Source organism: Salegentibacter sp. Hel_I_6 (assembly GCF_000745315.1).
GTDB lineage: Bacteria > Bacteroidota > Bacteroidia > Flavobacteriales > Flavobacteriaceae > Salegentibacter.
This window is the reverse complement of sequence record NZ_JQNQ01000001.1, coordinates 3,035,363-3,054,155: the sequence shown is the minus strand read 5'-3', so window position 1 is coordinate 3,054,155 and position 18,793 is coordinate 3,035,363. Positions and strand designations below refer to the sequence as shown.

The window sequence follows — 18,793 nt, the reverse complement described above, 5'->3', positions numbered from 1 at the left end:
TTACAATTTCTAAGTTGCATTATAAATTAAAATTAATACTTTTGCACTCGTTCTAAAATAACCTCTGGCGAGGTCCGTGAATGTTGTTTTAGGTTTTACATTAAATAAAATATTATGGAATCGTTAATTAAGTACGTACAAGACGAATTCGTTGAAAGAAAAGATTTACCTGAATTTTCTGCAGGTGATACCATTACTGTGTATTACGAAATTAAAGAGGGTCAAAAAACCCGTACCCAGTTTTTTAAAGGGGTAGTAATTCAGAAAAGAGGTAGCGGTGCTTCACAGACTTTCACCATTAGAAAAATGAGTGGTACTGTAGGTGTTGAAAGAATTTTTCCTTTAAACCTTCCTGCAATTCAAAAAATTGAATTGAACAAACGAGGAAAAGTAAGAAGAGCTCGTATCTATTACTTTAGAGAACTTACTGGGAAAAAAGCCCGTATTAAGGAAGCTAAAAGATAAGATACATCTTATTAAAATTATAGAAAGCCCCAATTTATGGGGCTTTTTTTATATGCTTATTTTAACCCTAACCGGCTGTAAAATACTGCCTAACAAAAAGTTAAATTTATTGCTAAAACTTCTTTTTGGTTGTATATTTAGAATGGAATTTAAGTTAAATAGAATAACAAAAGGATTTCTAGGAAACTAATTCAAGGTAAAGCTTAAAAATCTTTACATATGGTTTTTATCTTCTATATAACGCTTATTTTTTGCCAGGTCAAGAATAGTTTGAAGGATAAAAACCCACTAGATTCAAAAATATAACTTTATTGAGTTTTATTTTTTGAATCATTGAAATAATACACACCGGGATTTTTCCCTTAAAGAATTTCGAAAATTCAGTGAGCACGTATTATTTCAGTTGAAGCCATTTCATTTTAGTTACTAAGATGAAATGGCTTTTTTTATGCCTTTTTAGTAATAATTAACAGCCTTTAATGCTGCTTCAACTATGATAAAAGCTTGAAAAATATTATATTGCGCATAGCTCGAACGCCCGATGAAAATTGGGCGTTCATTGAGTTTAGACTATTCATAATTAATCAGCTATAAAATTTACAAAATGACACAGATTGGAAAGATCATTTATACCAAAACAGATGAAGCCCCGGCTTTAGCTACTTATTCTTTTTATCCTATAGTCGCATCTTATACAAAAGCGGCGAATGTAGGCATGGAAACTAAAGATATTTCCCTTGCCGGAAGAATTCTATCGCAGTTTCCACAATACCTTTCAGAAGATCAAAAAGTAAGCGATGATTTAGCAGAACTTGGAGAATTAGCCAAGAAGCCTGAAGCTAACATCATCAAGTTGCCAAATATTAGTGCATCTATCCCGCAGTTAAAAGCGGCTATCAAAGAACTTCAAGAAAAAGGCTACAAACTACCTGATTATCCAGACGAGCCTGGTAATGATGATGAGAAGAAAATTCAGGCTACATACGATAAAGTAAAAGGTAGTGCGGTAAACCCTGTACTTCGAGAAGGAAATTCAGACAGAAGAGCACCAAAAGCGGTAAAGAATTTTGCTAAAAAACATCCGCATTCTATGGGTAAGTGGAGCTCAGACTCCAAGTCTCACGTAGCGACTATGGACGGTGGAGATTTTAAAGCCAATGAAAAATCGTTAACCATTAACGAAGAAACCGATGTAAAAATTGAATTCACCTCTAAAAGTGGTGATAAAAAAGTGCTTAAAGATAACCTGCACCTACTTAAAGGGGAAGTTATTGATGCCAGCCTAATGAGTAAAAACGCACTTTTGAAGTTTCTAAGAGAACAGGTAAAAGATGCAAAAGCAAAAGGTGTGCTATTTTCACTGCATATGAAAGCTACAATGATGAAGGTATCTGACCCTATTATTTTTGGCCACGCCGTGAAAGTATTTTTTGAAGACGTTTTCAATGAATATGGAGAAGATATCAAAAATGCCGGTGGAGATCCAAATAGCGGACTGGGAGATATTTTAAATGCTATTGAAAAACTTCCTGCTGATAAAAAATCGGAGATAGAGTCTAAGATTAAAGCCGATCTTAAACAAGGGCCTGATATAGCAATGGTGAATTCTGATAAAGGAATTACCAACCTTCACGTACCAAGTGATGTGATTATTGATGCTTCTATGCCAGCAATGATTAGAACTTCCGGGCAAATGTGGAATAAGAATGACGAAACTCAGGATGTCAAAGCGGTAATTCCCGATAGTAGTTATGCCCCACTTTACCAGGAAACTATTGAGTTCTGCCAAAAACACGGCGCTTTCGATCCTACTACTATGGGAACTGTTCCAAACGTAGGCCTAATGGCTCAAAAAGCTGAAGAATACGGTTCTCATGATAAAACGTTTGAAATTCCAGCTGCCGGAACTGTTCGTGTAATTGATAAAAGTGGAAAAACTTTAACCGAACACGAAGTTGAAGAAGGTGATATTTGGAGAATGTGCCAGGTAAAAGATGCTCCTGTTCAGGACTGGATTAAACTGGCAGTAAATAGGGCAAAAGCAACCGGGTGGCCAGCAATTTTCTGGTTAGACAAAAACCGCGCTCACGATGCCGAACTAATCAAAAAAGTAAATCAATATTTGCCAAATCACGATACTACAGGAGTAGACATTAAAATAATGTCGGTTGCTGAAGCTACTAAATATACTTTAGAACGTGTAAAAGCAGGAGAAAATACAATTTCTGTAACCGGAAATGTATTAAGAGATTACTTAACCGATCTTTTCCCAATTTTAGAAGTAGGAACCAGTGCAAAAATGCTTTCTATTGTACCACTTATGAATGGTGGCGGATTGTTTGAAACCGGTGCCGGAGGTTCTGCTCCCAAGCACGTGCAACAATTCCTTGAAGAAGGTCACTTGCGTTGGGACTCTCTGGGAGAATTTCTTGCGCTTGCAGCTTCTCTGGAACATTTAGGCGAAAAATACGAGAATAAGAAAGCCCTTGTACTTTCTGAAGCTTTAGATGAAGCAACTAATAAATTTTTAGAAAATAGTAAATCTCCATCTAGAAAGGTAAATGAACTGGATAATCGTGGCAGCCATTTTTATTTGGCTTTATATTGGGCTCAGGCACTAGCCGCTCAGGATAAAGATGCAGATTTAAAGAAACATTTTGCTGATGTAGCTTCTAAATTAGAACAAAATGAAGAGCAAATCAATAAAGAACTAATTGATGCGCAAGGATCTTCTGTAGATATTGGAGGTTATTATATGCCTAATGAAGAGGCTACTTCTAAAGCAATGAGACCCAGCAAGCTTTTGAATGATATTTTAGGATAAATTCGTTCTAATTATATTTAAGAGGTTGTCTGAAAAGTCTAGCTTCGTCAAGCTGAACTTGTTTCAGCTTCTAACTTGTTTTGATTATTAACATTTTAGATCCTGAAATAAATTCAGGATGACGATTTTCAAAACTTTTCAGACATCCTCTTTTTTACTTTAACAAGTCTTAATATTTATATTAAGCTTTAAATTAATTAGCTTCTACACTATATTTACATAAAAAATTGAAATCTACTTTTTCTTTCCTGTTTCTACTGTTATTTCTATTTTCCAGCATAGATTTAATAGCTCAGAAAACATATACTCTAAACGGAACTATTACAAATTCATCCAGTAATGAAACTTTAATAGGCGTAAATATTATTATTCCCGAAGAAAATAAAGGCGTGGTAACCAACGAATATGGTTTTTATTCTATTAAACTTCCAGAAGGGACTTATACTATAGAAATCACCTATCTTGGTTTTCAAAGCATAAAAGAGACAATTTCTATTACTGAAGACACAACATTTAATACAGAACTTACTGAAAGTTCAGAAAATCTAGATGAAGTAGTTATTAGCTCCAGAAATTCTGGCTTGAATATCAAAAGTCCGGAAATGAGCGTAAATAAACTTTCTATCAATACCATTCAAAAATTACCCGTGGTATTTGGAGAGGTAGATATTATAAAATCACTATTGCTATTACCGGGTGTTTCTAATGCTGGAGAAGGAGCTTCAGGCTTTAATGTTCGAGGTGGCGCCGTAGATCAAAACCTGGTTTTATTAGATGAAGCCACAATTTTTAATTCTTCCCACCTTTTTGGATTCTTTTCGGTTTTTAATCCTGATGCAGTAAAAGATCTGAAATTGTATAAAGGAGGAATTCCCGCAAAATATGGCGGGAGGGTTTCATCGGTTTTAGATATATATCAGCGAGATGGCAATAGCAAAGAATTTAAAGCTCAGGGTGGTATTGGAGTAATTTCCAGTCGGCTATTGGCTGAAGGGCCTATCGTAAAAGATAAAGGTTCTTTTCTAATAGGTGGGAGAAGTTCCTATGCGCATTTATTCCTGAAATTAGCCGACAACCCGAATTCAGCATATTTCTATGATCTCAACACGAAACTAAGTTATACCCTGGATGATGATAACAAGCTATTATTTTCAGGTTATTTTGGTCGGGATGTTTTTGATATCAACCAGAATTTCCTAAACACCTACGGAAATTCAGTATTTAATCTTAGATGGAATCATGTAGTATCAGATGATATTTTTACAAATCTTTCTTTAATTTACAGTGATTATTACTACGGCTTAACCCTTAATTTTGTTGGATTTGACTGGGATAGCGGGATTAAAAATCTTAACATTAAATACGACTTCAACCATTATCTAAACGATTCATTTCAGCTGAAATACGGAATTCATAATACTTATTACGAGTTTAACCCTGGAGAAATATCCCCTTCAGATGAAGATTCAGGAATAAATTTCTTTAAACTTACCAATAAATATGCATTGGAAAATGCAACTTACTTTTCAGTAGAGCACAACATCTCTAATAAATTTTCCGCAGAATATGGATTGAGATTTAGTAATTTCTTCAGACTGGGCCAGGAAAGCTTGAATGAGTATGCAAATAACCAACCCATAACATATAATGCTGCCCTCGATATTTATGAAGAGGCAGCGCCTATTAATACACAATCATATTCCAGATCAGAAGTTATAAAAACGTACTCTAATCTGGAACCGCGATTGGCACTGGCATATAGTTTCAATGATGACCAGTCCATAAAGGCAAGTTATAATAGAATGGCGCAATACCTTCATTTAATTTCTAATACCAGCTCCCCCACCCCGCTTGATGTTTGGGCACCAAGTGGACCATTTATAAGACCTCAAATTCTTGATCAATATGCCATAGGATATTTCCGTAATTTTAAGGAAGGAAAATATTCTTTTGAAACAGAAGCTTTTTACAAGGATATTCAAAATAGAATTGATTACGTAAACGGAGCCAATTTAATTGCAAACAATAATATTGAAACTATAATACTAAATGGAAAATCGCGTGCTTATGGTTTGGAGTTTTTGGCAAAGAAAAATGAAGGTCGTTTAACGGGATGGTTAGCTTATACCCTATCTCGTTCAGAACAACAAACACCCGGGAGAACTCCTGAAGAAAGTGGAATAAATAACGGAAAATGGTATGCTACAAACTTCGACAAGACTCATGATATAAGCCTAACTGCAAATTATGAGTATAATAAAAAATGGGATTTTAGTGCTAATTTTTCCTTTCAAACAGGTTTGCCGGTGACCTACCCAAGCGGTCAGTATAACTTTAACGGGATTAATGTCCCTGTATATGGGGATAGAAATAGTAATAGGTTACCTGCCTATCATAGATTAGACATTTCAGCAACCTATATTCCAAAACCAGATAAAAAGGAAGGTCTTCAATCCTCCTGGAATTTTGGTATTTATAATATTTATAATAGAATGAATGCAAATTCAATAAGTTTCAGGCAGAATGATGATACTGGACGTAACGAAGCAGCAAAATTAAGCCTCTTCGGAATAATACCATCAGTTACCTATAATTTTAAATTTTAAGATGAAAAATTTAAACCTAATATTACTATTAATACTGGCAGTCACATTAAATTCTTGTGAGGAAGTTATAGATTTGGATCTCCAGGAGAATGATCCTCGTTTGGTGATAAATGCTTCTATACTTTGGTATACAGATACTCCTGGAGACAATCAACAAATACAACTATCCCAAACTATAGGTTTTTACGAAGAAGAAAATTCACCTGTTACCGATGCCACAGTTAGTATTACATCAAATAGCGGCGAGGAATTCATTTTTCAACATGATGATCAGGGTTTTTATACAAATTCTGATTTCAATCCCCAATTTCAAGAGAATTATACTTTAGAAATAAACTATCAGGAAGAAATTTATACTGCAAGCAATAGTTTTGTTCCCGTAGCGGGTATTGATTTTATTGAACAAAATAACGAAGGGGGATTCAGTAGAGAAGATCTTGAAGTTGAAGCTTTTTTCACAGATCCTGCAGGTGAAGATAATTTCTATCTTTTTAGCTTTCGAAATTTTTCCAGCGCAAAAATATCACTGGAAATTTATGAGGATGAATTTACAGATGGTAACCAGGTCTCAGCTACCTACTCTAACGATGAATTAACCGAAGGTGATGAGATTTTTATAACCATGGAAGGTATTACAAAAGCATTCTATGAATATTTATTCATCTTACGTTCCCAGGGCGGAGACAATGGAGGAGGCCCTTTCCAGTCACAACCAGCTACGGTAAAAGGAAATATTATAAATGAAACAAATCCTGATAATTATCCTTTCGGATATTTTAGACTTTCAGAAGTAGATTCAACCTCTTATATTGTTCAGTAGAGAAGAAAAAATGAAACATACCAATAAGAGAATATTAAGTAAAGGAATTAAATATCTGGCTTTTGCCTTACCATTAACTTTAATTGGTCCGTCAGTATTATTTACGGCTTTTAATAATCAAGATCACCCTTATTACATTCCTGTATTAATTATCGGCATCCTCGCATTAATTGCTGCCATATTTCTCATATTTAGAGGAATTATGACGGTGGTAAAAGCTATATTTGATTAATCAGCTAAACATTAGGTATACTATCAGGCGGTCAATTAGTAATCTTCCACTTATTACGATTTAGCAATACTTGTTCTTTTTTAGGCAAGCTGAATTATTTCAAATTCTAATATTCGGTTCCAAAGAATAAATTTAGATCAGATTCTAAGATTATCGAGGATCCTATAAAAACAAGATGAAAGTATAAAGAATGTAGCCTGATCTTTAAGCCTAATCATTCAATGGCTACTCCGTAAAACACAAGGATGAAGGGTTAAAAAAAATAAATTTTCGACTCTGATTAAAAAGAACCGGACTATCCTTTAAGTAGCAGTAGCATCCAAGATTAAAGATCCTAAGTTACTTCAGTTTATTCAAAAAAAAAAAAGACCCTTACAAGTTAATGTAAGGGTCTTTAAAAAAAAGGCGGTGACATACTCTCCCACAAATAGCAGTACCATCTGCGCTAACGGGCTTAACTTCTCTGTTCGGAATGGGAAGAGGTGAGCCCCGTTGCCATAACCACCTTAAGTCTTTGAGTTTGGCATAACACGTCTTTAAACGTCCTATCCAACTCCTAATAAGTTGACATATTTAAGAAACAAAGAATATAGAAGAACTTCAAGATAAAGCATTCAAGTCCCCACACCTTTGCAGGCGTGGGAATCGCATCAAGCTTTACGGATTATTAGTACCACTCGGCTATGACATTGCTGCCTTTACACCTGTGGCCTATCAACGTGGTCGTCTCCCACGGTCCTTTAAAGAAATCTCATCTTGTGGTGGGTTTCGCGCTTATATGCTTTCAGCGCTTATCCCTTCCCAACGTAGCTACCCAGCAATGCTCCTGGCGGAACAACTGGTGCACCAGAGGTTGGTCCAATCCGGTCCTCTCGTACTAGGATCAGGTCCACTCAAATTTCTAACGCCCACTACAGATAGAGACCGAACTGTCTCACGACGTTCTGAACCCAGCTCGCGTGCCACTTTAATGGGCGAACAGCCCAACCCTTGGGACCTTCTCCAGCCCCAGGATGTGACGAGCCGACATCGAGGTGCCAAACCCCCCCGTCGATGTGAGCTCTTGGGGGAGATCAGCCTGTTATCCCCGGCGTACCTTTTATCCTTTGAGCGATGACCCTTCCATGCGGTGTCACCGGATCACTATGCTCTACTTTCGTACCTGATCGACCTGTATGTCTCTCAGTCAAGCTCCCTTTTGCCATTGCACTCTACGCACGGTTACCAAGCGTGCTGAGGGAACCTTTAGAAGCCTCCGTTACTCTTTTGGAGGCGACCACCCCAGTCAAACTACCCACCAAGCACTGTCCCTCAATAATGAGGTTAGGCTTCGAACAAGTAAAGGGTGGTATTTCAACAATGACTCCACACCGCCTGGCGACGGCGCTTCAAAGTCTCCCACCTATCCTACACATCACTTGTCCAAAGTCAATACTAAGCTATAGTAAAGGTGCACGGGGTCTTTTCGTCCCGTAGCGGGTAATCGGCATCTTCACCGATACTACAATTTCACCGAGCTCATGGCTGAGACAGTGTCCAGATCGTTGCACCATTCGTGCAGGTCGGAACTTACCCGACAAGGAATTTCGCTACCTTAGGACCGTTATAGTTACGGCCGCCGTTTACTGGGGCTTCAATTCAATGCTTCGCTAATGCTAACATCTCCTCTTAACCTTCCAGCACCGGGCAGGTGTCAGGCCCTATACATCATCTTTCGATTTAGCAGAGCCCTGTGTTTTTGATAAACAGTCGCCTGGACCTCTTCACTGCGGCCCCGCCGAAGCGGGGCGACCCTTCTCCCGAAGTTACGGGCCCATTTTGCCTAGTTCCTTAGCCATGAATCTCTCGAGCACCTTAGAATTCTCATCCCAACTACCTGTGTCGGTTTACGGTACGGGTTGCATCCACTCGCTTTTCTTGGAAGTCGATTCGCTGGATTATCACGCCGGCCGAAGCTTTTGTGTACTATCGGGGTGTTACCACTCCCTTCAACGTGCTATTCCGTCAGCACGCACCAACTGTTCGCCTCCGTCCGCTTTAACGTGGGGCAAGTACAGAAATATTAATCTGTTGTCCATCGACTACCCCTTTCGGGTTCGCCTTAGGTCCCGACTAACCCCCAGCTGATTAGCATAGCTGGGGAAACCTTAGTCTTTCGGTGTGCAGGTTTCTCGCCTGCATTATCGTTACTTATGCCTACATTTTCTTTTGTAACCAATCCAGCATACCTCGCAGTACACCTTCATCTCTGTTACAATGCTCCCCTACCACTCCATATTTAAATATGAAATCCATAGCTTCGGTAATATGTTTATGCCCGATTATTATCCATGCCGGACCGCTCGACTAGTGAGCTGTTACGCACTCTTTAAATGAATGGCTGCTTCCAAGCCAACATCCTAGCTGTCTGGGCAGTCCAACCGCGTTTCTTCAACTTAACATATATTTGGGGACCTTAGCTGATGGTCTGGGTTCTTTCCCTCTCGGACACGGACCTTAGCACCCATGCCCTCACTGATATAAAACATTTTATAGCATTCGGAGTTTGTCAGGAATTGGTAGGCGGTGAAGCCCCCGCATCCAATCAGTAGCTCTACCTCTATAAAACTATTATACCGCTGCACCTAAATGCATTTCGGGGAGTACGAGCTATTTCCGAGTTTGATTGGCCTTTCACCCCTACCCTCAGGTCATCCCAAGACTTTTCAACGTCAACGGGTTCGGTCCTCCACTATGTGTTACCACAGCTTCAACCTGCCCAAGGGTAGATCACACGGTTTCGCGTCTACCATTACCAACTTAAAACGCCCTATTAAGACTCGCTTTCGCTACGGCTCCACAGCTGAACTGCTTAACCTTGCTGGAAACGGTAACTCGTAGGCTCATTATGCAAAAGGCACGCCGTCACCCCTAAGGGCTCCGACCGCTTGTAAGCGTATGGTTTCAGGATCTATTTCACTCCCTTGTTCAGGGTTCTTTTCACCTTTCCCTCACGGTACTGGTTCACTATCGGTCTCTCAGGAGTATTTAGCCTTGGCGGATGGTCCCGCCGGATTCATACAGGGTTTCTCGTGCCCCGCACTACTCAGGATACCACTATCGTTACATTCTTTACCTATACCGGGCTGTCACCGTCTATGGCCAGGCTTTCCAACCTGTTCTAATTCTGTTTGTAACAAATATTGTGGTCCTACAACCCCATAAGGTCCGTAAACCTTATGGTTTGGGCTAATGCGCGTTCGCTCGCCGCTACTAGCGCAATCACTATTGTTTTCTCTTCCTCCGGGTACTTAGATGTTTCAGTTCTCCGGGTTTGCCTCCTTGCGGATGATATACCTTCAGTATACCGGGTTGCCCCATTCGGATATCTGCGGATCAACTTGTATGTGCCAATCCCCGCAGCTTTTCGCAGCTTATCACGTCCTTCTTCGCCTCTGAGAGCCTAGGCATTCCCCATACGCCCTTATCTAGCTTGTATGCTTCTTGCTTATGCTCGAATTTCTCGTGACCTTAATCACAATGTATTCTATTAATTTAATTTACCTCGTTATAAAATTTAACTTCTATAACTGTAGTTTTCTCGTATTCTTTGTTTCTCAATATGTCAATGAACTTTTTTCCTCTCTAACAATCTAATTTCAATGATAACCAAACGAATATGCTTTACGCATTTCCTGATTGTTTAAATTACCTATCTCCCTTAGATCTTAAGGAATCGTGGAGAATATCGGAGTCGAACCGATGACCTCCTGCGTGCAAGGCAGGCGCTCTAGCCAGCTGAGCTAATCCCCCGTTTTTCAGTTGTCAGGTATCAGTTAACAGTTATCAGTTAATTGATGACCTATATGTCAACCTGGGATTCCCAACTTCTAAAATTTCCTTTCAATTTGTAATGAACGTTGTTGTCTCAAATTCAAATTACTTTGAACTATGAACCTTTAACTTTAAACTGCGCTTTAGCGCGTCGTAGTCTCAGGCAGACTCGAACTGCCGACCTCTACATTATCAGTGTAGCGCTCTAACCAGCTGAGCTATGAGACTGTCCTTTATTCTTTAAATATTAAATCGACAGCTTAGAATCAAAACCAAAAAAGGTCTTTAAGAACTTCCCTTTTGATTATTGCGCATTGCCTTAAAAGGCGTTGCTCTAGAAAGGAGGTGTTCCAGCCGCACCTTCCGGTACGGCTACCTTGTTACGACTTAGCCCCAGTTACCAGTTTTACCCTAGGCGGCTCCTTGCGGTGACCGACTTCAGGTACCCCCGGCTTCCATGGCTTGACGGGCGGTGTGTACAAGGCCCGGGAACGTATTCACCGCATCATGGCTGATATGCGATTACTAGCGATTCCAGCTTCACGCAGTCGAGTTGCAGACTGCGATCCGAACTGTGATAGGGTTTGTAGATTCGCTCCTTCTCGCGAAGTGGCTGCTCTCTGTCCCTACCATTGTAGCACGTGTGTGGCCCAGGACGTAAGGGCCGTGATGATTTGACGTCATCCCCACCTTCCTCACGGTTTGCACCGGCAGTCTGGCTAGAGTTCCCGACATTACTCGCTGGCAACTAACCACAGGGGTTGCGCTCGTTATAGGACTTAACCTGACACCTCACGGCACGAGCTGACGACAACCATGCAGCACCTTGTAATCTGTCCGAAGAAAAGGGTGTTTCCACCCCTGTCAGACTACATTTAAGCCCTGGTAAGGTTCCTCGCGTATCATCGAATTAAACCACATGCTCCACCGCTTGTGCGGGCCCCCGTCAATTCCTTTGAGTTTCATTCTTGCGAACGTACTCCCCAGGTGGGTTACTTATCACTTTCGCTTAACCACTCAGATCTCAATCGATCCGAACAGCTAGTAACCATCGTTTACGGCGTAGACTACCAGGGTATCTAATCCTGTTCGCTACCTACGCTTTCGTCCATCAGCGTCAGTATATTATTAGTGATCTGCCTTCGCAATCGGTATTCTGAGTAATATCTATGCATTTCACCGCTACACTACTCATTCTAACCACTTCATAATAACTCAAGACAATCAGTATCAATGGCAGTTCTCCCGTTGAGCGGAAGACTTTCACCACTGACTTAACTGCCCGCCTACGGACCCTTTAAACCCAATGATTCCGGATAACGCTTGGATCCTCCGTATTACCGCGGCTGCTGGCACGGAGTTAGCCGATCCTTATTCGCAGAGTACCGTCAAACCCCCACACGTGGGGGTGGTTCTTCCTCTGTAAAAGCAGTTTACAACCCATAGGGCAGTCTTCCTGCACGCGGCATGGCTGGATCAGGCTCTCGCCCATTGTCCAATATTCCTCACTGCTGCCTCCCGTAGGAGTCTGGTCCGTGTCTCAGTACCAGTGTGGGGGATCTCCCTCTCAGGACCCCTACCTATCGCTGCCTTGGTAAGCCGTTACCTTACCAACTAACTAATAGGACGCATACCCATCTAATAGCCATAAATGTTTAATGATGGTCTCAGGTGAGACCTCCATACTATGGGGCATTAATCCAAGTTTCCCTGGGCTATTCCCCGCTAAAAGGTAGGTTGTATACGCGTTACGCACCCGTGCGCCGGTCGTCAGCGAAAGAGCAAGCTCTTCCCTGTTACCCCTCGACTTGCATGTGTTAGGCCTGCCGCTAGCGTTCATCCTGAGCCAGGATCAAACTCTTCATCGTTGTTTCTTAAATATAATTACAACAATCAAATCGTCTGTACTCAAAGATGACTTCTCTAGTCTTAATTCTAAATTATTTGTATCATTTTTCCGAAGAAAAATGTACGCGCTGTCAATTCAATAAATCAATGAACTTCCCCGATATTACTCGGGATATTCTTGTCGAAAACAAAGGACTCGAACCTTAACTCTATATTAACCCACCCGGGATTTCTTTTCAGTATTTTTGGGAACTCGTTTGCGCCGTAAGCGGCTGCAAATATACACTACTTTTTCTTTATCTGCCAAATCTTTTTTAGAAAAATTTTTGACTTTTTTTTAAAGCTTTCCATTCTCAAAAGAACTTTAAAAACAACTGCCGTTTTAATCAAAAACCTTCGCTGTTTTTGCGGCTGCAAATATACACCCTCTTTTGATTCTGGCAAGTAAAAAAATAAGTTTTTTTACTTTTATTTTTTTAAAGCTTTTTTCAACCTTAAAAAACACCGTATCCCAATATGTAATGAACTTCTCCGCTTCATCCCCAACCCTTGTTGTGTCTCAAAGCGGGTGCAAATATACTGCTGTTTTATTCCCCAGCAAGCTTCAAATAACAATTTTTTAAAGAAAACTTAAAATAAAACCCTAAGCTTCTCAATAAAAGGAAGTTGTAAGATAAAAAATTTTAAAGAAATATTGGGAAGACAAAAGTTAATGTTTCAGCATAAAGAAAAACTACTCCTTTTTAATATTTAAGCAATAAATATTCTCCTTTATATATAAGTATATTGCGCAGGCAAAATCAACCTATTATCTTTGCGCTCATTAAAACTACATATACATGATTAAGGTAAGCTTGCCTGATGGCAGTATAAAAGAATTTGAAAAAGGTACCACTCCAATGGATGTTGCTAACAGCATTAGCTCTGGACTCGCCCGAAACGTAATTTCAGCAAAATTCAATAAAAATATTGTAGAAGTTTCTACGCCATTAACAACAGATGGCAGTTTAACCTTATATACCTGGAAAGACGATGAAGGTAAAAAAGCCTTTTGGCATTCTACCTCTCACGTAATGGCCCAGGCGATAGAAGAAATGTACCCCGGTTCTAAATTAACTATTGGGCCGGCCATTGAAAATGGATTCTATTATGATGTAGATTTTGGCGAACATAAAATTTCGGAAAACGATTTTAAGAAGATCGAAGACCGAATGCTTGAGATTGCTCGCGAAAAACATGATTTCAAACTTCGTGAAGTTTCTAAAGCTGATGCCCTTTCCTATTATAAGGAACAAAATAATCAATTTAAGGTTGAATTAATAGAGAACCTGGAAGATGGTGAGATCACTTTCTGCGATCACGACAACTTTACAGATCTTTGCCGAGGAGGCCATATTCCAAATACCGGCTTTATTAAAGCGGTGAAGTTAATGAGTGTTGCCGGTGCTTACTGGCGCGGCGATGAAAACAATCCACAGTTAACTCGTGTTTATGGAGTTTCATTTCCGAAGCAAAAGGAATTAAAAGAATATTTAGAACTGCTGGAAGAAGCCAAGAAAAGAGATCACCGTAAGCTAGGGAAAGAACTTGAATTATTTACTTTTTCTCAAAAGGTTGGACAGGGACTTCCATTATGGTTACCAAAAGGAGCGGCTTTAAGAGAACGACTGGAAGATTTCTTAAAAAAGGCACAGAAAAAAGCAGGTTACGAGATGGTGGTAAGTCCGCATATTGGTCAAAAAGAACTTTATGTAACCTCAGGACACTATGCTAAATACGGCGAAGACAGTTTCCAGCCAATTCATACTCCAAATGAAGGTGAGGAATTTTTATTGAAACCTATGAACTGCCCGCATCACTGTGAGATTTATAACGCAAGCTCCTGGAGTTACCGTGATCTTCCAAAACGTTTTGCTGAATTTGGTACCGTTTATCGTTATGAACAAAGCGGGGAATTGCACGGATTAACCAGGGTAAGAGGTTTTACGCAGGATGATGCACATATTTTTTGTACTCCAGATCAATTAGATGAGGAATTCAAAAAAGTAATAGACCTTACCTTATATGTATTCGATTCTTTGGGTTTTGAAAACTTTACCGCACAGGTTTCTTTAAGAGATCCGGAGAATAAAGAAAAGTATATAGGATCTGATGATGTTTGGGAGAAAGCCGAAACTGCCATAATTAATGCAGCAAAAGAGAAAGGACTAAATTATGTTGTTGAAACCGGGGAAGCCGCGTTTTACGGGCCTAAGTTAGACTTTATGGTGAAAGATGCACTTGGCAGAAGCTGGCAACTTGGCACCATTCAGGTAGACTACAACCTGCCAGAAAGATTTGAACTTAGCTATAAGGGAAGTGACAATGAGACACACCGCCCGGTAATGATTCACCGTGCGCCATTTGGTAGTATGGAACGTTTTATCGCCATATTACTGGAACATACAGCAGGTAACTTTCCATTATGGTTAATGCCCGAGCAGGCTATGGTGCTCTCAATCAGTGAGAAATATGAAAAATACGCTCAAAAAGTTTTAACTTTGCTGGAAAATAACGAAATTCGCGCTTTGGCAGATAACCGAAATGAAACCATTGGGAAGAAAATAAGGGAAGCCGAAATGAACAAATTCCCATATATGTTGATTATAGGGGAACAGGAAGAACAAGATGGTACGGTTTCTGTACGAAAGAGAGGGGAAGGCGATATAGGCATTATGCCAGTAGAAGACTTTGCCGCAATTATAAATAATGAAATCAAAAAAACGTTGAAGACGTTTGAAGTTTAACCAAAAATAGATCAGCCATAGCAATACGTAGAAAAAAATCGAAGAGACCGCTTAGAGCAGTTAAAGAGGATCAACACCGGATTAACCAAAAAATCAGGGCAGAAGAAGTTCGTCTTGTAGGTGATAATGTAGAAATGGGCGTTTACCCAACTAAACAAGCATTATCTATAGCCGAAGAATTAGGCCTGGATTTGGTAGAAATATCTCCAGATGCTAAACCTCCGGTTGTAAAAGCGATGGATTACAAAAAGTTCCTTTACGAACAAAAGAAACGTGAAAAGGCTATGAAAGCCAAAGCGAGTAAAGTTGTCGTAAAAGAAATACGTTTTGGACCCAATACTGATGATCACGATTACGAATTTAAAAAGCGTAATGCAGAGAAATTTTTAAAAGATGGAGCGAAATTAAAGGCCTTCGTATTTTTCAAGGGTCGATCTATCGTATTTAAAGATAAAGGAGAAATCTTGTTATTAAGATTAGCTCAAGATCTTGAAGAGCTTGGAAAAGTAGAGCAGATGCCAAAATTGGAAGGAAAACGTATGACTATGTTTTTATCTCCAAGAAAAGCGAAATAGTATAATAAGAGAGTTATAATATAAAAAAGAGGATAACATGCCGAAAATGAAAACAAAATCTAGTGCTAAAAAGCGTTTTAAGCTTACCGGTACTGGGAAAATAAAAAGAAAGCACGCGTTTAAAAGCCACATCTTAACAAAGAAGTCTAAAAAACGTAAGCTAGCCTTGACGCATAGTACATTAGTACATGATGCTGATAAGGACAATGTTAAACTTATGTTGCGTTTAAAGTAACATTAAGCTCTTAACGGTTTAATAAATTTAAAAACCCTGGAGTTGGGCAACACTCTAAACTACATTTATAATTAGTTTAAAGTTTAAGTTAAAAGAGTCGATTATCGACCGCCTGCTACAAAACACATTAAAATATGCCAAGATCAGTAAATTCAGTTGCTAAGAGAGCCAGAAGAAAAAAGGTTCTTAAGCAAGCAAAAGGTTATTTCGGACGTCGTAAAAACGTTTGGACAGTAGCCAAAAACGCGGTAGACAAAGCTATGCTTTATGCATACAGAGACCGCAAAGTAAAGAAACGTAATTTCCGTTCACTATGGATAATGCGTATTAACGCTGCAGCCCGTGAACACGGTATGTCTTATTCTCAATTTATGGGAGCTGCAAAAGCTGGAGGAATAGGTTTAAACCGTAAGGTACTTGCCGATTTGGCAATGAACCATCCAGATGCTTTTAAAGCAATTGTAGATAAAGTAAAGTAATTACAAATTAGTTATACTCTCTTATTTAAAAAATCCGGTTCTTAATTGAACCGGATTTTTTTATGCTTTTATTTTCTTCTAAAATAGAATTATCGCATTCTTTTTAAACACTATTTTTGAAAAATCACCTTTAAGTTTTTTGCCACAAATGCACAAATATCTTTATAGAATTTATTAGTGAATTATCCTCCTATCAGCCTTATCGCAAACAAACTAATAAATTTAAACTCCGTATAGATTTAAAACCAATTTTCGAGAACCGCCATTATTTCTATGTTCTGCCAGGTAAATTCCCTGCCAGGTTCCTAAATTTAATCTTCCGTTAGTTACCGGAATGTGGAGCGAACTGCCAAGTAGTGAAGCCTTAATATGCGCAGGCATGTCATCAGATCCTTCCAAAGTATGTTTGTAATATGGCATATTTTCTGGAACCATTTCATTAAAATGACTTTCAAAATCTTCCCGAACCGTAGGATCGGCGTTTTCATTAATGGTTATTCCTGCTGAAGTATGTTTTATAAACACATTTAATATTCCTGAATTTATTTCTTTTAGCTCCTCCAATTGACTTTCAATCTCATCTGTCACCAAATGAAATCCTCGAGACCTCGCTTTTAATTTTATTTCCTTCTGAAAAAATTTCATAGTTACTTCTTATTATTTTCTTTTAGATAAATTCCTGTTGCAGTTAAAATTCCGACTGAAATTAATAATATTCCATATACCGAAGAAGGCAATGTAATTAAATTAGTCAGATCTAAAATGAGAAATACCACCAAAATCAAGTTGATGACACTTAGAATTTTCAGCAAAAGACTTAGTTTCATTTTAAGTTTTTTGAGGCTTTTTCTTTGCCGCCGGGAAAAGTACATTATTTAAAATTAGTCGATAGCCCGGTGAAGTTGGATGCAAATCAAGTTCGGTCTTTGGATCCCCTACTCTATGCTGATAATCTTCAGGATCGTGGCCTCCATAAAAAGTAAAAAATCCTTTTCCTTTTATTCCGTGAATGTAACGAGCTTCACCATTTAATTTACTTTCTCCCATCACCAAAACGTTTGCTTTTATATTATCGGGATTATAAGCAGTAGTTTGGCCCATAAATCCTTTGACCAATCTCGTATGATTCTGAGTTAACATAGTTGGCACTACATCCCATTTAGCTGAAAAATCCATTAAGGTAAAATAATCAGATTCCTTCGGAATGTTTCTTTTTGAAGTCATATCTATTGAAGAAAACTCATAGACCATCGGACTTCGTTCCAGGGCGAAATCTGTAAACGCGAAAGTATTATTAAAATCAATTTTAGATTGATAACCGGGTTCGCTGGGATCGCCATCAAACATAGTTTCGGCAATATCAACCCCCTTTGCAGCGAGGGCAATATCAAAACTATCGGTAGCACTGCACATGGCAAACATAAAGCCGCCGCCAACTACATAATCTCTAATTTTTAAAGCAACATCCCGCTTTTCTTCAGAAACCTTATTATATCCTAACTTCTTGGCTAAAGCCTCAGCTTCTTCTTTTTCCTGAATATACCAGGGCGTAGTTCTAAATGTTCTATAGAATTTGCCGTACTGGCCGGTAAAATCTTCGTGATGCAGGTGCAACCAATCATATAAAACAAGTGCATCATTCAGCACCGCTTCATCATAAATGGTTTCATAAGGAATTTCAGCGTAAGTCAAAGCCATTGTAACCGCATCGTCCCAGGGTTTATTTCCCTGTGGCGAATACACCGCAATTTTTGGAGCTTTCTCTAACACCACAGTCTCCATATTCTGTGAAGGACTACTGATTTCTTCCAGAATTTCCTGCATTTTATCATTGCTGATTATTTCAAAAGAAACTCCGCGTATTTTGCATTCCTTTCGAAGTTCCTCTGTATCAGAAATTAAAAATGAGCCTCCACGATAGTTTAGCAACCACCTAACTTCTAATTCTTCTTCTAAAGCAAAATAGGTTATTCCGTAGGCTTTTAAATGATTCTTTTGAGAATCTTCATCCATAGGAATTAGCAATTGTGATGCTGAAACCTGGAGCGCATTTAAAAACAGGAAAACAAAAAAGGCCAGAAAAACGGTAAAACCACCGTTCTTCTGGCCT

Annotated in this window: 11 protein-coding genes, 2 tRNA genes and 3 rRNA genes; 9 read left to right on the top strand and 7 right to left on the bottom strand. The window is 39.1% G+C overall.

Annotation, left to right across the window (positions count from 1 at the left end):
- The first annotated feature begins 114 nt into the window (after positions 1 to 114).
- The 5 genes from rplS to FG27_RS13405 all read left to right on the top strand — a co-directional run bounded on the left by rplS (position 115) and on the right by FG27_RS13405 (position 6,947).
- On the top strand, positions 115 to 465 hold the full coding sequence (gene rplS / locus FG27_RS13425; protein ID WP_037319936.1) for a 50S ribosomal protein L19: 351 nt from the start codon (positions 115 to 117) through the stop codon (positions 463 to 465).
- A 604-nt stretch (positions 466 to 1,069) separates the two neighbouring features.
- On the top strand, positions 1,070 to 3,289 hold the full coding sequence (locus FG27_RS13420; RefSeq protein WP_037319933.1) for an NADP-dependent isocitrate dehydrogenase: 2,220 nt from the start codon (positions 1,070 to 1,072) through the stop codon (positions 3,287 to 3,289).
- 227 nt (positions 3,290 to 3,516) lie between these two features.
- Complete coding sequence (locus tag FG27_RS13415; protein WP_051935859.1) at positions 3,517 to 5,895, top strand: TonB-dependent receptor; 2,379 nt, start codon at positions 3,517 to 3,519, stop codon at positions 5,893 to 5,895.
- 1 nt (position 5,896) lies between these two features.
- A complete protein-coding gene (locus FG27_RS13410) occupies positions 5,897 to 6,715 on the top strand; it encodes a DUF4249 domain-containing protein (protein ID WP_037319930.1) in 819 nt (272 codons plus the stop codon).
- 10 nt (positions 6,716 to 6,725) lie between these two features.
- Positions 6,726 to 6,947, top strand: a complete 222-nt coding sequence (locus FG27_RS13405) for a DUF6095 family protein (RefSeq protein ID WP_037322301.1) — start codon at positions 6,726 to 6,728, stop codon at positions 6,945 to 6,947.
- Positions 6,948 to 7,347: 400 nt separating this feature from the next.
- Here the strand turns inward: FG27_RS13405 and rrf are convergent.
- From rrf to FG27_RS13380, 5 genes are all read right to left on the bottom strand, one after another.
- Positions 7,348 to 7,456 (bottom strand): 5S ribosomal RNA (gene rrf, locus FG27_RS13400).
- A 137-nt stretch (positions 7,457 to 7,593) separates the two neighbouring features.
- A 23S ribosomal RNA gene (locus FG27_RS13395) occupies positions 7,594 to 10,426 on the bottom strand.
- 239 nt (positions 10,427 to 10,665) lie between these two features.
- A tRNA-Ala gene (locus tag FG27_RS13390) sits at positions 10,666 to 10,739 on the bottom strand.
- Positions 10,740 to 10,914: 175 nt separating this feature from the next.
- Positions 10,915 to 10,988: transfer RNA gene (locus tag FG27_RS13385), tRNA-Ile, on the bottom strand.
- 110 nt (positions 10,989 to 11,098) lie between these two features.
- Positions 11,099 to 12,628, bottom strand: a 16S ribosomal RNA gene (locus FG27_RS13380).
- The 16S, 23S and 5S rRNA genes sit together here with 2 tRNA genes alongside, the layout of an rRNA operon.
- 819 nt (positions 12,629 to 13,447) lie before the next feature.
- Between FG27_RS13380 and thrS the strand changes: the two genes are divergently transcribed.
- The 4 genes from thrS (at position 13,448) to rplT (ending at position 16,683) form a co-directional block, all read left to right on the top strand.
- On the top strand, positions 13,448 to 15,394 hold the full coding sequence (gene thrS, locus FG27_RS13375; protein WP_037319928.1) for a threonine--tRNA ligase: 1,947 nt from the start codon (positions 13,448 to 13,450) through the stop codon (positions 15,392 to 15,394).
- Between the two features lie 23 nt (positions 15,395 to 15,417).
- On the top strand, positions 15,418 to 15,969 hold the full coding sequence (gene infC / locus FG27_RS13370; protein WP_079711114.1) for a translation initiation factor IF-3: 552 nt from the start codon (positions 15,418 to 15,420) through the stop codon (positions 15,967 to 15,969).
- Between the two features lie 37 nt (positions 15,970 to 16,006).
- Positions 16,007 to 16,204, top strand: coding sequence for a 50S ribosomal protein L35 (gene rpmI / locus FG27_RS13365; RefSeq protein WP_037319922.1), 198 nt, complete (start codon positions 16,007 to 16,009; stop codon positions 16,202 to 16,204).
- Positions 16,205 to 16,338: 134 nt separating this feature from the next.
- Positions 16,339 to 16,683, top strand: a complete 345-nt coding sequence (gene rplT / locus FG27_RS13360; protein WP_037319920.1) for a 50S ribosomal protein L20 — start codon at positions 16,339 to 16,341, stop codon at positions 16,681 to 16,683.
- Between the two features lie 222 nt (positions 16,684 to 16,905).
- Here rplT and FG27_RS13355 read toward each other — a convergent pair whose 3' ends face one another.
- Together FG27_RS13355 and FG27_RS13345 are read right to left on the bottom strand one after the other, a co-directional pair.
- Complete coding sequence (locus FG27_RS13355) at positions 16,906 to 17,328, bottom strand: secondary thiamine-phosphate synthase enzyme YjbQ (protein WP_037319918.1); 423 nt, start codon at positions 17,326 to 17,328, stop codon at positions 16,906 to 16,908.
- Between the two features lie 183 nt (positions 17,329 to 17,511).
- The gene (locus tag FG27_RS13345; RefSeq protein ID WP_037322300.1) at positions 17,512 to 18,696 is read right to left on the bottom strand and encodes a hypothetical protein; all 1,185 of its coding nucleotides are present in this window, start codon (positions 18,694 to 18,696) and stop codon (positions 17,512 to 17,514) included.
- Positions 18,697 to 18,793: the final 97 nt, after the last annotated feature.

Coding starts and splice junctions, on each gene's coding strand:
- FG27_RS13410 (WP_037319930.1), top strand. CDS start 5,897: ATGAAAAATTTAAACCTAATATTACTATTAATACTGGCAGTCACATTA.
- FG27_RS13405 (WP_037322301.1), top strand. CDS start 6,726: ATGAAACATACCAATAAGAGAATATTAAGTAAAGGAATTAAATATCTG.
- FG27_RS13420 (WP_037319933.1), top strand. CDS start 1,070: ATGACACAGATTGGAAAGATCATTTATACCAAAACAGATGAAGCCCCG.
- FG27_RS13345 (WP_037322300.1), bottom strand. CDS start 18,696: ATGGATGAAGATTCTCAAAAGAATCATTTAAAAGCCTACGGAATAACC.
- FG27_RS13355 (WP_037319918.1), bottom strand. CDS start 17,328: ATGAAATTTTTTCAGAAGGAAATAAAATTAAAAGCGAGGTCTCGAGGA.
- thrS (WP_037319928.1), top strand. CDS start 13,448: ATGATTAAGGTAAGCTTGCCTGATGGCAGTATAAAAGAATTTGAAAAA.
- rplT (WP_037319920.1), top strand. CDS start 16,339: ATGCCAAGATCAGTAAATTCAGTTGCTAAGAGAGCCAGAAGAAAAAAG.
- rpmI (WP_037319922.1), top strand. CDS start 16,007: ATGCCGAAAATGAAAACAAAATCTAGTGCTAAAAAGCGTTTTAAGCTT.
- rplS (WP_037319936.1), top strand. CDS start 115: ATGGAATCGTTAATTAAGTACGTACAAGACGAATTCGTTGAAAGAAAA.